We start from the raw sequence: 15,097 nt of genomic DNA, 5'->3' as shown, positions 1-15,097 counted from the left end.
TTCGCAATCCTTCGTTATCCGGAACAATGCGATAGATCCGGCCGCCTGTCGCCCGCGCAACAATCGGCCGGACGGCCAGGGTGCCCTGATGGCCCCGTTCACGCGATGGTCTGCGCATCACGCACGGGCAGATTCTGGAATGGAACGCCGCGGCTGCTGCGCGCGCCGCGCTCAGCGCTTGCGTGAAGACTTGGGCGGCGCGGGAGGCGACGCGTTGCGACGGAATTCTTCAATCACGTCTTCAAAATCGGAGACGTCTTCGAAGCGCCGGTAGACGGATGCGAAGCGCACGAACGCGATCTTGTCGAGCTCGCGCAGCTCGTTCATCACGAGTTCGCCGAGCCGTTCGCTGCGCACTTCGCGCTCGCCGCTGCCGAGCAGCTGGTACTCGATGCGTGCCACTGCGGCATCGACTGCATCCGCTGCAACCGGGCGCTTGCGCAGCGCCAGTTGCATGCTCGCGATCACCTTGCGGCGATCGAATTCGGTACGGCTGCCGTCCTTCTTGACGACCGCCGGCAACGCCAGTTCAACCCGTTCATACGTCGTGAAACGCTTGTCGCAGGCTGGACAACGGCGGCGCCGGCGGATCGCGGCGCCGTCTTCCGACACACGCGAGTCGACAACCTGCGTGTCGTCGTGGCGGCAGAAGGGGCAGCGCATGCTGACGCGAGCCGCTTAACGGTAGACCGGGAAGCGCTTCGTCAGCTCGGCGACCTGGCCGCGCACGCGCTCGATGGTCGCGGCGTCTTCCGGGTTGTCGAGCACGTCGGCGATCAGGTTGCCGACCTGCTCGGCTTCCTTCGTGCCGAAGCCGCGCGTGGTCATGGCGGGCGAACCCAGGCGCACGCCGCTCGTCACGAACGGCTTTTCCGGATCGTTCGGAATCGCGTTCTTGTTGACGGTGATATGCGCGGCGCCGAGTGCGGCTTCGGCTGCCTTGCCGGTGATCTGCTTTGCGCGCAGGTCGACCAGCATCACGTGGCTTTCCGTGCGGCCCGACACGATGCGCAGGCCGCGCTTCACGAGCGTCTCGGCCAGCACGCGCGCGTTCTCGACGACCTGCTGCTGGTACGTCCTGAACTCCGGCGAAAGCGCTTCCTTGAACGCCACCGCCTTCGCCGCGATCACGTGCATCAGCGGTCCGCCCTGGATGCCCGGGAAGATCGCCGAGTTGATCTGCTTTTCAAACTCGGCCTTCATCAGGATCACGCCGCCGCGCGGACCGCGCAGGCTCTTGTGCGTGGTCGTGGTGACGAAATCGGCGTGCGGCACCGGGTTCGGATACACGCCCGCGGCGATCAAGCCGGCGTAGTGTGCCATGTCGACCATCAGGTACGCGCCCACCGACTTCGCGATCTTCGCGAGACGCTCGAAATCGATCTTCAGCGCGAACGCCGACGCGCCCGCGACGATCAGCTTCGGCTTGTGCTCCTGCGCGAGCTTCTCCGCGGCGTCGTAGTCGATGTCTTCGTCTGCGTTCAGGCCGTAGCTCACCACCTTGAACCACTTGCCCGACATGTTGACGGGCGAGCCGTGCGTGAGGTGGCCGCCTTCGGCGAGGCTCATGCCCATGATCGTGTCGCCCGGCTTGAGCATCGCGAAGAACACGCCCTGGTTCGCCTGCGAACCCGAGTTCGGCTGAACGTTCGCGGCTTCGGCGCCGAACAGCTGCTTCACGCGGTCGATCGCGAGCTGCTCGACCAGGTCGACGTACTCGCAGCCGCCGTAGTAGCGCTTGCCCGGGTAGCCTTCGGCGTACTTGTTGGTGAGCTGCGAGCCCTGCGCGGCCATGACGGCCGGGCTCGTATAGTTTTCCGACGCGATCAGCTCGATGTGATCTTCCTGGCGGCGGTTTTCCTGCTCGACCGCCTTCCAGAGTTCGGGGTCGACGTTCGCGATGGTGCTTTGAGCTCTGTCAAACATACGCTTTCCGTTAAGTGGGTACGGGTTGACCGGGTTTCGCGCCGCATTTCACGCGAGGTGCGCGCAGCACGCGTAGCGGATACGCGGCGCGGCAGGCGGCTGGAAGCTCTGACGTGGCGGGAGAAGAAGAGCCGCACACGCGAAGCGGGACAGCCACCGGCAGCGCAAACGACGGCGCGCGGAACTCGGCTGCCCAGGCGAACGGCAAAACGGCACCCTGCGCTTCACGGTGGGTTGCTCCACCTTGAACCAGAACGGTTCTATCGCCAGTCACGCAGGGGTGAGCGCGTTAGTTTATTGGAACGCCCCCGAATAGGCAACCAGCCGCCTGCGCTCCCGAACCGCCGCGAGGCCTTTGTGACGCGCGCTCCGGGCGAGGCGCGATGGCCCCTTCGGACCGTCGCGCACGCGTGCCCGAAAGAGACCCCGGACCTTGCCGCAACATTCTTGCCGCAGCGCATCGATCCAGCTACGCTTCGCGCTTCGATTTCCACCGACCAGGAACCAGTCTCCATGAACGTGTTCGTCACCGGCGCGTCGGCCGGATTCGGCGCGGCGATCGCCCGCGCCTTCGTCAAAGGCGGCCATCAGGTCATCGCGACTGCCCGCCGCAAGGACCGTCTCGACGCGCTTGCCGCCGAACTGGGCGACGCGCTGCTGCCGCTCGAACTCGACGTGCGCGACGCCGAAGCGGTCGCCGCGCTGCCGCAACAGCTGCCGGCCGCGTTCGGCGCGATCGACGTGCTCGTCAACAACGCGGGGCTCGCGCTCGGCGTGGAGCCTGCCCACAAGGCAAGCGTGGACGAGTGGCGCACGATGATCGACACGAACTGCGTCGGCCTCGTGCAGGTCACCCACGCACTCCTGCCCGGGATGGTCGGGCGCAACCGCGGGCACGTGGTGAACCTCGGGTCGACGGCGGGCAGCTACCCGTACGCCGGCGGCAACGTCTACGGCGCCACCAAGGCGTTCGTGCGCCAGTTCAGCCTGAACCTGCGCGCCGACCTGACGGGCACCGCGGTGCGCGTCACTGACGTCGAACCGGGTCTGTGCGGCGGCACCGAATTCTCGGACGTGCGCTTCCGTGGCGACGCCGGCAAGGCAGCCAGCATGTACCGCAACGTGCAGGCGCTCACGCCCGGGGACATCGCCGAGTCGATCTACTGGATCGCGACGCGCCCCGCGCACGTCAACATCAACCGGATCGAGCTGATGCCGGTCGCACAGTCGTTCGCCGGTCTGTCGGTGCATCGCGGGTAAACGAGCAGTGCTCGAGGGACCCACCCGCGAACTGCGGTCGAACCGGCAGAAGCACAGCCGGCAGGCCTTCCAGCCTGGTTGCCTGGCAGATTCCGGGCGTGCGCGCGCATTCCGGTAAAATGCGCGGCTATGAATAAGTCAGCCAGCCAGCCCGGCGTCGCGGACGGCTTTCAATGGCCTGTCCGCGTGTATTACGAAGACACCGACGCAGGCGGAATCGTGTTCTACGCGAACTATCTGAAGTTCTTCGAACGCGCGCGAACCGAATGGCTGCGAGCTTGCGGCATCGATCAGAAGCGGCTTGCGGACGAAACCGGCGCACTGTTCGTCGTGCGCCGCACGGCGCTCGAGTATTGCGCGCCGGCGCGCCTCGACGATCTGGTCATGACGGTGAGCCGCGTGGAACGGCTGGGCCGGGCATCGGTGGATTTCATTCAGGAAGCGTGGCGCGACGGCACGCTGCTGGCGAGCGGGTCGATCCGCGTCGCCTGCGTGGAGCGCACCGGGCTCAAACCCATGGCAACTCCGCCGCCTGTGCTGGCGGCGCTACGAAAAGGCCCTGTCGTGTCAACGCCACAGGCCTGAATGTCGTTGTTATGCGGGGCGGCACGCAAGGCCATTCACTCCGCAGCGGTCATACAGGTCAAGGCAGCACGAAGCAATACCTTGCATGGTTCGGCGAACGGCGCCGGCGCTTCCGGTCCTCTGGATCCGGGAAGCCTCGGTGGAGATCCGTTAGCCGGACACCCTATCGGGAGTTTTTAGCAAACCTCTATGAACACTACCCAGGATCTGTCGATCGTTTCCCTCGTCCTCAACGCGAGTATTCTCGCGCAGGCGGTGATGGCGCTGCTGCTGCTGCTGTCGCTGATGTCGTGGACCTTCATTTTCCGCAAGTGGTTTGCCATCCGCCGCGCCCGCGCGCAGACTGAACGTTTCGAACGCGATTTCTGGTCGGGCGGCGACCTGCAGGCGCTGTACCAGAGCGCCGCGAACAACCGCCACACGATCGGCGCGCTCGAACGGATTTTCGAGTCGGGCATGCGCGAATTCCTCAAGGGCAAGGAAAAGCGCATCAACGATCCGGGCGCGATTCTCGATGGCGCACGCCGCGCGATGCGCGCTGCCTTTCAGCGTGAAATGGACGTGCTGGAAGCCAATCTCGCGTTCCTCGCGTCGGTCGGCTCGGTGAGCCCGTATATCGGTCTCTTCGGCACCGTCTGGGGCATCATGAACGCGTTCCGCGGCCTCGCGAACGTACAGCAGGCCACGCTCGCGAACGTGGCGCCCGGCATCGCCGAAGCGCTGACCGCCACCGCGATCGGCCTGTTCGCCGCGATCCCCGCCGTGGTTGCGTACAACCGCTACGCTCACGACATCGACCGCCTCGCGATCCGCTTCGAGACCTTCATCGAAGAGTTCTCGAACATCCTGCAACGCCAGGCGCACTGAGAGGAGTCCACGATGGCCGGATCTCCCGTCCGTTCCAGCATGCGCGGCGGCCGTGGCCGCCGGGCGATGGCCGACATCAACGTCGTGCCTTACATCGACGTGATGCTGGTGCTGCTCGTCATCTTCATGGTGACGGCGCCCCTCGTTGCGCCTTCAATCGTCAATCTGCCGACGGTCGGCAACGCATCGCCGCAGCAGCAGACACCGCCGGTCGTCGTGAACATTCGCGCCGACGGCAACATGAGCGTCAAATACAAGGACGACAGCGGCAACACGCAGCAGGAAACCATGACGCTGCAGGATCTGGACGGCTTCGTCACGGACCGCGAGCAGTCTCATCCGGACCAGCCCGTCGTGATCGCCGCGGACAAAACGGTGAAGTATGAAGCCGTGATGAACGTGATGTCCGATCTGAAGTCGCGCGGCGTCAAACGTGTCGGGCTGCTAGTCAAATCGCAATGATCGGCAAGTCTTCCGCCCGTCCTTTCCGGCCACCGCGCGAGCGCGGTACCTGGCGCGCATTCGGCCTCGCCGTGCTGATGCACGTGCTGCTGGCGTTTTTCCTCTATCACGGCATTCAATGGCAGAACAGCACGCCGGCGGGTGCGGAAGCCGAGCTGTGGACGGACATCCCCGACACGACTCCGCCGCCGCCGCGCCCCGTCGCGCCGCCGGTGCCGGTCACCCCTGCCCCGCCCGTGCCGACCGAAGACGCCGACATCGCGCTGCAGCAGCAGAAGCGTAGGCAGCAGGAAGAGGCGCAGCGCCAGGCGCAGCTGGAAGAGCAGCAACGCCTGAAGGCACAGCAGGAAGCGGAGGCGAAACGCCAGCAACAGCTCGCGGCCCAGCAGGCTGCGCAGCTTGCGGCACAGAAAGCCGCCCAGCTGAAGCAGCAACAGTTGCAGCAGCAACAGCAGCAGGCAGCCGCGGAAAAGCTCAAGCAGCAGCAACTCGCCGAGCAGAAGAAGCAGGAACAGCTCGAACAGCAGCAGAAGCAGCAAGAGCAGCAGAAGCAACAGGAACAGGCCGCCGCGCAGGCGAAGGCCGATGCCGAGAAGAAGGCCGAAGCGCAGAAGAAGGCGCAGGCTCAGGCAGAAGCTGCGAAGAAGCTCGCGCAGGAACGTCAGGCACGGCTTGCAGCAATGCAAGGTCTGGCCGGAGCGGGTTCGTCGGGCAATGGTCTCGCGAAGAGCGGCACAGGCACGGGCTCGGGTGGCACGGCAACGTCGCCCGGGTACGCTGATCGGGTCCGCAGAGCCGTCTTTCCTCACATCGTGTACACCGGAACGATTGCGGATATGACGACTGTTGTAGCCGTCCGTTGTAGCGACACGGGTACGTTGCTGTCGGCTGAAGTGGTCAAATCGAGCGGCAATCCCGACTGGGACGCGGCAGCGTTGCGCGCCGTCAAGCGCACCGACCCGATGCCCGTGGATACGAACGGCAAAGCCCCGGGCAGCTTCACGATCACACTGAATCCGCAGAATCAATGACACCTCGACAGACCGCCCGATCATGCCCCGGGAACGATTCTCGCTACTGGCGGTCTGTCTCGTGTCACGCTGTGACACACATTACGTTTTAGGGAATCAAAACGCATGAGTTTGACGTCCAAGACCGGCCTGAAGACCATTCTGGCAACCTGTCTCGTGGCAGCCGCTGGCGCCGCCCACGCACAACTCAACGTGCTCGTCACGGGCGTCGGAGCCACGCAGTTTCCGATCGCCACCGCGAACTTCGCGAACGAGACGAGCGCGCCGCAGCAGATCAGCACGATCGTGCGGCAGGATTTGCAGCGTAGCGGCAAATTTACCAACATCGACGCGGGCTCGGCACCGGTGTCCGAGACCGATCAGGTCGATCTCGGCGCATGGAAGTCGAAAGGCGCGGACGCGTTCGTCGCGGGCAGCGTGAACCACCTGCCGAACGGACAGTACGAAGTGCGCTTCAAGCTGTACGACACCGTCAAGGGTCAAAGCCTGGGCGGCCTCGTGCTCGTCAGTCCGGAGAGCGGTCTGCGGATGAGCGCGCACAAGGTTGCGGACTACATCTATCAGCAGCTGATGGGCGCGCGCGGCGTGTTCGCGACGCGTCTGTCGTACGTGATCAAGACCGGCGGGCGCTACCAGCTGCAGATCTCCGATTCCGACGGCCAGGATGCGCACATCGCGCTCTCCAGCCCGGAACCGATCATCTCGCCGGCATGGTCGCCGGATGGCACCAAGGTCGCGTACGTGTCGTTCGAGAAGAAGAAGCCGATCGTGTACGTGCACGATCTGCCAACGGGCCGCCGGGTCATCGTGTCGGACCAGAAGGGCAACAACAGCGCACCGGCGTGGTCGCCTGACGGCCACACGCTCGCGGTCGCACTGTCGCGCACCGGCAACACGCAGATTTTCGCCGTCAACGCCGACGGCACCGGTCTGCGACGCCTGTCGCAAGGCCCGTCGATCGATACCGAGCCCACCTACTCTCCTGACGGACAGTGGATCTATTTCACGAGTGACCGTGGCGGCCAGCCGCAGATCTATAAAATGCCCGCGCAGGGCGAATCGGCCGGCGCCGCTCAACGGGTGACGTTCACGGGCAACTACAACACGAGCCCGCGTGTCAGCCCCGACGGCAAGCTGCTCGCGTACATCTCGCGGGTCGGCGGCGCGTTCAAGCTCTACGTGCAGGATCTGCAATCGGGCACCGCGACGGGCCTGACCGATACGACACATGACGAATCGCCGAGCTTCGCGGCGAACGGTCAGTACATTCTTTACGCCACACAGGTGAACGGCCGTGGCGTGTTGGCTGCGGTATCGACTGATGGTCGAACCCGGCAGGTCCTGTCCGTTCAGGGCGGCAGCGTACGCGAGCCGTCCTGGGGCCCTTTTATGCAATAACACACCAGGAGAGAATCAAATGATGTCCAAGCTTCGTATCGCTTTCGCCGCGCTGCTGGTTGGCGCACTCGCCGCATGTCACTCGGGCGTGAAGCTCGACCAGAACGCCAACAAGGGCGGCGCGATCGGCACCCAGCCGAACCCGAACGCGGTCGCGCAAGTGAACGTCGATCCGCTGAACGATCCGAACAGCCCGCTCGCCAAGCGCAGCATCTACTTCGATTTCGACAGCTACTCGGTCAAGGACGAATACCAGTCGCTGCTGGGCCAGCACGCGCAGTATCTGAAGAGCCATCCGGAACGTCACGTCCTGATCCAGGGCAACACCGACGAACGCGGCACGAGCGAATACAACCTCGCACTCGGCCAGAAGCGTGCTGAAGCCGTGCGCCGTTCGCTGTCGCTGCTGGGCGTGCCGGATTCGCAGATGGAAGCCGTGAGCCTCGGCAAGGAAAAGCCGCTGGCAACGGGTCACGACGAAGCCTCGTGGGCGCAGAATCGCCGCGCGGACCTCGTCTATCAACAGTAACCGTAACGGGTGACAGGTCGTATGACGCTCCGTTTCTCCTGGCTGCGGCTCACCGCAGCGGCCTGCGCGGCTAGCGCTGCATTCGCGGCGCTGCCGGCGCACGCAGGCATCTTCGACGACGATCAGGCTCGCCAGGCGATCCTCGACCTGCGCACGAAGACCGACAGTCTGCAGAACCAGTTGTCCGCCGCTCAACGCACGATCAACGATCAGTCCAACCGTCTCGATCAGCAGTCTCAGCAGATCGCGACGCTGCGTGGGCAGAACGAGGATCTGACGAACCAGCTGGCTACACTGCAGAAGCAGCAGAAGGACTACTACACCGATCTGGACACGCGCCTGAAGAAATTCGAGCCGCAGCAGCAGACGGTGGACGGCGTGACGGGCGAAGTGCAGCCGGGTGAAACGGATGCGTTCAACGCGGCCTCGCAGCAGTTCCGTAACGGCGACTTCAAGAATGCGGCGAGCTCGTTCCGCAGCTTCATCCAGAAGTATCCGGACAGCCCGTATCAGCCGACCGCGCAGTACTGGCTCGGCAACGCGCTGTATGCGCTGAAGGACTACAAGGGTTCGACGGCGACGTGGCAAAACGTCGTGAGTCGCTACCCGCAGAGTCCGCGCGCGCCGGATGCGCTGATGGCGATCGCGAACAACCAGCTCGAGCTTGGCCAGAAGGCCGCGGCACGCAAGACGCTGGAGCAGATCGTCGCGCAGTACAGCGGTACGGATCAGGCGCAGTCGGCACAGAACAAGCTGTCGCAGATCAAATAAGTCGTAGAGGTATCAGCACCGATAGCAGCACCTGCAGTACGCGTCGTGCCGGTAGTGCAAACGACACACGCGCCTCTCGCGGAAAGGCCCGACGCGGTAACGCGCCGGGCCTTTCTTTTTGCGCGGTCCGGAATGAGCGTATGCACCGCCCGGCCTTCGGAGCCCACACAAGGCAATCGCATTAGGACGCCCGCCGCATGCCAGGTACATCGCGACGGAAGTCATCGTCCCACGCGGCCTGCTTGAGTTTGGCACGCAATCTGGGCGTCGGATCGAGCTTGAGCAGGTTCAGCACGAAGCGCCGCAGGATCGCCAGATTCATGGCGGCGTTGTCCTTGCGCACGCGGCATGCGTGCTCTGCTCTGCCAGGGTCACATCCAGTGACCAGTGTAGCTGGGACTCGATCGTCCAGTGACGGCGGATGGCCTGCGCCAGGCGCTCGGGGGCGCTGCATGACGAGCTCAGGTAGTAGCGCAGCTCGGTGCTAGTTTTTGAACCGATGCGATACCAGGGCCATACGGCTCTCCATCTCGATTCCCCAAAAATCGGGAGTAGACGACTGTTCGACCATTGTTTACAGCCACTAACCTGCGAAGCCCCGCCAATAAGCGACCTTCTAATGCGATTGCCTTGGGAGCCCACAGCGTCGCCTTGACACTATCCGGCATAGGCTTTTATAATTCCGCTTCTCTTTCGGGTCGTTAGCTCAGCTGGTAGAGCAGCGGACTTTTAATCCGTTGGTCACAGGTTCGAATCCCGTACGGCCTACCAAGAATTGTCTTTATGCATCAAGGAACTACGCCGCTTCTTCAAGCGGCGTTTTTTCTTTCTGTTCCCCCACGCTTGACCAAAATTTGACCGTGCCCGCGTGGTCGGCTAGGTGACTCGTGGCGAGGTGGGCATACTTCTACACCATCTCGATAGTTTCCCATCCTCCAAGCTCTTTCAGTACCATCAGCGGCGTGCCACGTTGCACGTGCCAGCTCGCTTACGTATGGCGCAGGTCGTGCCAATGGAAATCGTCAATTCCGACGATCGACATGCCCGTTCGCGATCCCGCGCATCGATCTGCGTGATGCGTTTCTCGCCCCCCCTTCCTCCCGGGTGATCACAAAACGGGTGGAAGTCTTCAGACGTCGCACAATAACCCCGAGAGCGTCCTCGTTGAGTGGCACCGGACGTGCACGCTTGGACTTTGCAGCCTCATGCGTCACCAGGCATTGTGCTGCATCAGATCCAACTGGGATGGAGCCAAACCCAAAAGCTCGCTTTCCCGCATACCTGTCGCGACCGCCACGATGGCCGCGTCACGCATCCACGACAACTGCAATGCCCGGATAAGCGCCGTAATAACCTCGGGTGGCTCCCAACGCACCCGAACATCAGGCTCGTGGTAACGAGGCAGTTTCGGCACCCGGTCGATCCACTCCCGTTCTGCGCACAGGTTCAACATGCGCTTGATCGTGGAAATATACCGATTGCGTGTCGCCCAGGTTAAAGGTTTGGCCGGTTTTCCACCAACAATGTTAGATGCGTCGGCAATGCATCGATGATGTCGTCAGCTTGATTGGCACACTCGACGTATTAAACTCGATCGACCTGACCGGCAATCTCGCGCTCAGCAGCAAAAATGTTGTCTCCACACGCCCCCGGTCGATTGCCGCCCTTTGCCTCGAGAATAACAACTCGCAGCTACGCAAGATCATCAAGACCCGGGGTCACTTCCCGAGCGACGAAACGGCCAGGAAACTCATCTGGCTGGCGCTACGCAACATCACCGCCGATTGGGGGCGCGCTGCCCACGACTGGAAGACAGCAATGAACCAATTCGCTATTCTTTACGCGGATCGATTCGTTCGACCATCCGTGCGATTCTCAACCCCGCCTTGAACACGGAAATTCTGACACCCCCCTTGCGGCCCTTGCCGTGGATGCGCAAAGCAAAAATGTCGCGTCATCGCCTCCTGCGTAATTCATTTCAACCCATACCAGGCGCCGCGCCCGCTGCCATGCTGCTCCAAATGTCCACGCTCGATCAGATCACGAAAGTGCTGCTTCAAGGTATTGCGACTGCTGCCGGTCAGCTGGATAGCTGCTGCCATCGTGATACGCCCGTGCTCACGGGCAAACTCGACGATCTGCAAGGACAGTGTGGGCAATGAAGCCAGTACAATCTTCTCGCGCTCGACCTTTTTCTCAAGCCGCCGCACCTGTTCAGCCAACGAGCGCAGAAAAAACAGCAGCCACGGCTGCCAGTCGGGTGCCTGGGTTCGGATCGTGCCCTGCGTCTGACGCAATGCGAGATAGTAGGCTTCCTTGTTGACCTCAATCACGCTTTCCAGCGAGCTGTACGGCACATAGGCATAGCCCGCCTGAAGCAGCAGCAAGGTTGTCAGCACGCGGCTGAGTCGCCCATTGCCATCCTGAAACGGGTGAATCTCGAGGAACACAACCACAAAGATGGCGATAACCAGCAGTGGGTGCAGGTACACCTTTTCACGCTCGTCGCCTACCCACTGCACCAGCTCCACCATCAGACGCGGCGTATCGAACGGCGTTGCGGTCTCGAACACAATGCCGATCTGCACGCCATTTTCGTCGAAAGCCGCGACACTATTGGAGCTGGTCTTGTAGCGCCCCCGGTGCCGTTCGTCTTTATGACTGTATTGCAGCAAAATCTGGTGAAGCTGCTTGATGTAGTTCTCGTTGAACGGGATATCTTCCCATGCCCGGAACATCAAATCCATCAGCTCAGCATAGCCCGCAACCTCCTGCGCATCGCGCGTATCAAACTGCTTGATGGCAAGGTTGGATAGCAAACGCTCAACCTCACGGTCATTCAGCTTGCTGCCCTCGATGCGGGTGGACGATCCGATACTCTCAATGGTAGCCACGCGCCGCAAGGCCGACAGGCGGTCAGGCGCGAGCGTGCCCAAGGCGCGCCATGCGCCCTTGAATTCGTCGATCCGGGCAATCAGGCTCAAGACTTCCGGGGTGATCTGGAGGGTGTCGGTTCGAAGCATGAACCAATAATACACCCATTTACACCCATTTTGCCGAGATGGATTAAATGGGCGTAAACGGGTTTCAAAATGGTCACCTGATCGCGGAAAGCTCTCATCGTGACGAACAGCATCTTGAGCAAAACCCTGCAAAAGCACCCATTCAACACCCAAATCTCAGCAGATTAGCCGAATGGCCACCGCCGCAAGCCGTTGAATTTACTGAGATTTATATTTCAAGATGTGTAGGCAAACAAGACTTCTAATCCGTTGGTCACAGGTTCGAATCCCGTACGGCCCACCAAAGTTTTTTCGCATCAAGCCAGGGGCCTGCAATCGCAGGCCCATTGGTGTTTCTGCATCCGTCGTTTTGCGATCGCTTCCATCAGACAGGAAGGCAACTCGCCACGCACAAAACGCCTTTATTCCAGCGGGTTTATCCGAATTTTTACACCGTGTAAGGCGTGCCACTATCGGTTGCCGTGAGAGTTCAGGCAGGCTACCGGCAGCATCGCGCGCTACCTGCATCTCAATCATGTATCGCAGACGCTTCATCCAGACAATGGCCGGTGCCGCGGGCGCCATGCTCGCCGCGGGCGAGTCTGCGATAACCGCTGCGGCAACCACCGCTACGGCATCGGCAACCGCGCCCGCGCCCGAAAAACACTTCGACATCGTCTACCCGCAGATCCGCCCCGACCGTCGCGTGCACGAAGCATTTGCGCTCGCCACGCTCGAGGTCGCGATGAAAGCGGCTAACGCGACGTACACCGCGCATCCGCTGCACATGTCGATGGAACGCGGCCGCGCGCTTGCGGAACTGGCCACCGGCAAGACGATCAACCTGCATTGGACCAGCATGGAAGCGCAGGCCGAACGGGGCCTGAAAGTCGTGCACATTCCGATCCACCGCGGCCTGATCGGCTACCGCGTGTTCCTGATCCGGCAGGATCGCCAGGCCGATTTCGATCGCGTCGAGACGCTTGACGATCTGCGCAAACTCACCGGCGTCCAGGGGCTTGGCTGGATCGATGCCAACATCATGCGCAACGCCGGCCTGCCCGTTCAGACCACGTCGACGTACGAGACGCTGTTCAAGATGGTCGACGCAGGCAGGGTCGACTATTTTCCGCGCGGCGTGATCGAGGTGTTCCCGGAGTTCGACGAACGCAGGTCGCTGGAACCCGATCTCGCGGTCGAACAGCGCCTGATCCTCGCGTACCGGTCCGATTTCATTTTCTACGTGTCGCCAGCGTACGCGGAACTCGCGGACACAATCGCGCGCGGTTTCGCAGCCGCGTATCAGGACGGTTCGTACATGGCGCTGTTCAACTCGCACCCGTACATCCAGACCGCACTGCAGCGCGCGAACTTCAACCAGCGCAGGATCCTCCACATCGACAACCCGTATCTGTCCGACGAGGACCGCGCGATTCCCGATACGTACTGGGTGAACCTGTAGCGCATTTTTGACCAAGACGCGCGAGCGCGGCCGAGACTAGACTGGCTGGATCGACACCCACGATCCACACACAGCAATGCCCCACTACCTTTGCCACGAACAGCCCGACCTGCTCGACTTCGAAGCGAGCGTGACCGCATCGAGACCCGGCGCCGTGCTGCTGTCGCGTTCGGCGCTGCATCCCGGCGGCGGCGGTCAGGTCTGCGACACGGCAGGCCTGACGCACGCGCACGGTATCGCGCGCATCACCGGCATCGCGCTCGAAGACGGCCAGTACTGGCACATGCTCGATGCGCCGCTCGAGCTCGCAGGTGAAGTACACGTGTCGATCGACGCGCAACGCCGCTCGACGCTCGCCCAGCTCCACACCGCGACGCATATCCTGAATGCGCTGGTCTACCAGGCATTCGACGGTGCACTCGTCACCGGCGCGCAGATCAACGCGGACGGCGTCGGGCGCATGGACTTCGATCTGCCCGATGCCGACAACGACATCCTGCGCAGCCTCGAAGGCCCGATCAACGACGTGATCCGCCAGGGCATCGACGTTCGCACGTACCATGTCGATCTGCGCGACGCACAGGCGACGCCCGGACTGATCCGCAGCCTCTCGGTCGCGCCGCCGCCCACGCCGGACGGCACGGTTCGCATCGTCGAGATCGGCGAGCTCGACCGTCAGGCCTGCGGTGGCACGCATCTGTCGAACACCGCGCAGTCGCGCCCGGTGCGCCTCACGAAGATCGAGAACAAGGGTCGCCGCAACCGGCGCGTGCGCATCGAACTCGTGTGAATCACGCACCACGATCACAACGCACTCGCACACGTACACGCACACAAGTCATGGATCACGCCACGCGCAGCGACGAACTGCTCTACTGGCGCGACGGCGCACTCGAAGGCGCCGCACTCGCGACGGCACGCTATGGCGCGCACGAATTCGGCCGGCATGTCCACGACGAACTCGTGATCGTGATGACCGAGCACGGCGCCGGGCAGTGCCGCACGCGCGCCGGCAGCGACGTGTCCGGCCCCGGCACCGTCTGGGTGTTCGAACCCGGCGAATACCACTGCGGCGCGGTGTGGGAAGACAGGACGTGGCACTATCGCGCGATCTACCTCGACATGGACGGCCTCGCGGCGCTCAGTGCCGTGTTCAGCGACGATTCGCGCAACGACCGTCAGCCGTTCATCCCGCCTGGCCTGTATCACGACGAGCAGCTTTGCGGCCTGCTGCTGAAAGCGCACGCGAGCCTCGACCAGCACGGCCCGACGCCGATGATGGAGCGCCAGGCTAACTGGTGGGCCGCAATGGGCATGCTGTTCGGCCGCTACGGCCAGCCGAAACCGCCCGAGCGCGATGGTGGCGGTGAAACGCAGAAGATGGCGCACGTTCGTGACTACATCGCCGGGCACCATTCGCGCGATATCCCGATCGACGAACTCGCTGCGCTTGTCGAGCTCAGCCGCTATCACCTGATGCGGGCGTTCTGCAAGACCTACGGCCTGCCGCCGCATGCCTATGCGAACCAGCTCCGTCTGATCGCCGCCAAACGGCTGCTCGCGTCGGGCCACAGCGCCGCCGATGCAGCTGTGAGCGCCGGATTCTACGATCAGAGCCATCTGAACCGCGTGTTCAAGCGGGCCTATGGCATCACGCCTGGCACCTACGCGGCGCTGAAACCCGCACGCTAGCCTCGAGCGCATCCCTCCCAGGGCAATCGCATTAGGACGCCCGCCGCATGCCGAGTACATCTCGGCGGAAATCATCGTCCCACGCGGCCTGCTTGAGCTTGGCCCGTACCGA

At 62.8% G+C, this 15,097-nt stretch carries 15 protein-coding genes, 1 tRNA gene, 2 pseudogenes and 1 riboswitch; of the genes and pseudogenes, 13 read left to right on the top strand and 5 right to left on the bottom strand.

All coding sequences use genetic code 11. The annotated features are described in order from the left end of the window. Positions 1-171: 171 nt before the first annotated feature. Together nrdR and glyA are read right to left on the bottom strand one after the other, a co-directional pair. The gene (nrdR, locus tag DVS29_RS13820; protein WP_118181035.1) at positions 172-663 is read right to left on the bottom strand and encodes a transcriptional regulator NrdR; all 492 of its coding nucleotides are present in this window, start codon (positions 661-663) and stop codon (positions 172-174) included. 15 nt (positions 664-678) lie between these two features. After that, entirely contained in the window at positions 679-1,926 is a 1,248-nt protein-coding gene (gene glyA, locus DVS29_RS13815; protein WP_118181034.1) for a serine hydroxymethyltransferase, read from the bottom strand. 184 nt (positions 1,927-2,110) lie between these two features. Beyond that, positions 2,111-2,210, bottom strand: a riboswitch (ZMP/ZTP riboswitch). A 229-nt stretch (positions 2,211-2,439) separates the two neighbouring features. Here glyA and ydfG point away from each other — a divergent pair. From ydfG to ybgF, 8 genes are all read left to right on the top strand, one after another. After that, on the top strand, positions 2,440-3,186 hold the full coding sequence (ydfG, locus tag DVS29_RS13805; protein WP_118181033.1) for a bifunctional NADP-dependent 3-hydroxy acid dehydrogenase/3-hydroxypropionate dehydrogenase YdfG: 747 nt from the start codon (positions 2,440-2,442) through the stop codon (positions 3,184-3,186). 129 nt (positions 3,187-3,315) lie between these two features. Then, positions 3,316-3,771, top strand: a complete 456-nt coding sequence (gene ybgC / locus DVS29_RS13800) for a tol-pal system-associated acyl-CoA thioesterase (RefSeq protein WP_118181032.1) — start codon at positions 3,316-3,318, stop codon at positions 3,769-3,771. Between the two features lie 189 nt (positions 3,772-3,960). Next, a complete protein-coding gene (tolQ, locus tag DVS29_RS13795) occupies positions 3,961-4,638 on the top strand; it encodes a protein TolQ (protein WP_118181031.1) in 678 nt (225 codons plus the stop codon). A 12-nt stretch (positions 4,639-4,650) separates the two neighbouring features. After that, entirely contained in the window at positions 4,651-5,100 is a 450-nt protein-coding gene (gene tolR, locus DVS29_RS13790; RefSeq protein ID WP_118181030.1) for a protein TolR, read from the top strand. Next, complete coding sequence (tolA, locus tag DVS29_RS13785; RefSeq protein WP_118181029.1) at positions 5,097-6,131, top strand: cell envelope integrity protein TolA; 1,035 nt, start codon at positions 5,097-5,099, stop codon at positions 6,129-6,131. Before tolR ends, tolA begins: the two co-directional genes overlap by 4 nt. Before the next feature lie 105 nt (positions 6,132-6,236). Beyond that, a complete protein-coding gene (gene tolB, locus DVS29_RS13780; RefSeq protein ID WP_118181028.1) occupies positions 6,237-7,529 on the top strand; it encodes a Tol-Pal system beta propeller repeat protein TolB in 1,293 nt (430 codons plus the stop codon). A gap of 19 nt (positions 7,530-7,548) precedes the next feature. Then, positions 7,549-8,058: a peptidoglycan-associated lipoprotein Pal gene (gene pal / locus DVS29_RS13775; RefSeq protein WP_118181027.1), complete on the top strand. Its 510-nt coding sequence runs from the start codon at positions 7,549-7,551 to the stop codon at positions 8,056-8,058. Between the two features lie 21 nt (positions 8,059-8,079). Further along, on the top strand, positions 8,080-8,829 hold the full coding sequence (gene ybgF / locus DVS29_RS13770; RefSeq protein ID WP_118181026.1) for a tol-pal system protein YbgF: 750 nt from the start codon (positions 8,080-8,082) through the stop codon (positions 8,827-8,829). Between the two features lie 181 nt (positions 8,830-9,010). Here ybgF and DVS29_RS37295 read toward each other — a convergent pair whose 3' ends face one another. Continuing rightward, complete coding sequence (locus DVS29_RS37295; protein WP_164707904.1) at positions 9,011-9,151, bottom strand: hypothetical protein; 141 nt, start codon at positions 9,149-9,151, stop codon at positions 9,011-9,013. Between the two features lie 373 nt (positions 9,152-9,524). Here DVS29_RS37295 and DVS29_RS13765 point away from each other — a divergent pair. After that, a tRNA-Lys gene (locus tag DVS29_RS13765) sits at positions 9,525-9,600 on the top strand. A 25-nt stretch (positions 9,601-9,625) separates the two neighbouring features. On the opposite strand, the pseudogene DVS29_RS38120 reads toward DVS29_RS13765, so the two are convergent. Next, positions 9,626-10,392 (bottom strand): annotated as a pseudogene (locus DVS29_RS38120) (tyrosine-type recombinase/integrase); the annotation flags it as partial. 108 nt (positions 10,393-10,500) lie between these two features. Between DVS29_RS38120 and DVS29_RS13750 the strand changes: the two are divergent. Further along, positions 10,501-10,719 (top strand): annotated as a pseudogene (locus DVS29_RS13750) (IS256 family transposase); the annotation flags it as partial. Between the two features lie 83 nt (positions 10,720-10,802). On the opposite strand, the gene DVS29_RS13745 reads toward DVS29_RS13750, so the two are convergent. After that, on the bottom strand, positions 10,803-11,852 hold the full coding sequence (locus tag DVS29_RS13745; protein WP_118181024.1) for a Fic family protein: 1,050 nt from the start codon (positions 11,850-11,852) through the stop codon (positions 10,803-10,805). A gap of 514 nt (positions 11,853-12,366) precedes the next feature. Between DVS29_RS13745 and DVS29_RS13740 the strand changes: the two genes are divergently transcribed. From DVS29_RS13740 to DVS29_RS13730, 3 genes are all read left to right on the top strand, one after another. Continuing rightward, the gene (locus DVS29_RS13740; protein ID WP_118181023.1) at positions 12,367-13,293 is read left to right on the top strand and encodes a type 2 periplasmic-binding domain-containing protein; all 927 of its coding nucleotides are present in this window, start codon (positions 12,367-12,369) and stop codon (positions 13,291-13,293) included. A 76-nt stretch (positions 13,294-13,369) separates the two neighbouring features. Then, positions 13,370-14,083 carry an alanyl-tRNA editing protein gene (locus DVS29_RS13735; RefSeq protein ID WP_118181022.1) on the top strand — a complete coding sequence of 238 codons (714 nt, stop codon included), beginning with the start codon at positions 13,370-13,372 and terminating at the stop codon, positions 14,081-14,083. A 50-nt stretch (positions 14,084-14,133) separates the two neighbouring features. Then, positions 14,134-14,985 carry an AraC family transcriptional regulator gene (locus DVS29_RS13730; RefSeq protein WP_118181021.1) on the top strand — a complete coding sequence of 284 codons (852 nt, stop codon included), beginning with the start codon at positions 14,134-14,136 and terminating at the stop codon, positions 14,983-14,985. Positions 14,986-15,097 lie beyond the last annotated feature (112 nt).

It is taken from the genome of Paraburkholderia phosphatilytica, assembly GCF_003443895.1.
Classification (GTDB): domain Bacteria; phylum Pseudomonadota; class Gammaproteobacteria; order Burkholderiales; family Burkholderiaceae; genus Paraburkholderia; species Paraburkholderia phosphatilytica.
The sequence above is the reverse complement of the archived record's forward strand: the minus strand, read 5'-3'. Positions and strand labels throughout refer to the sequence as shown.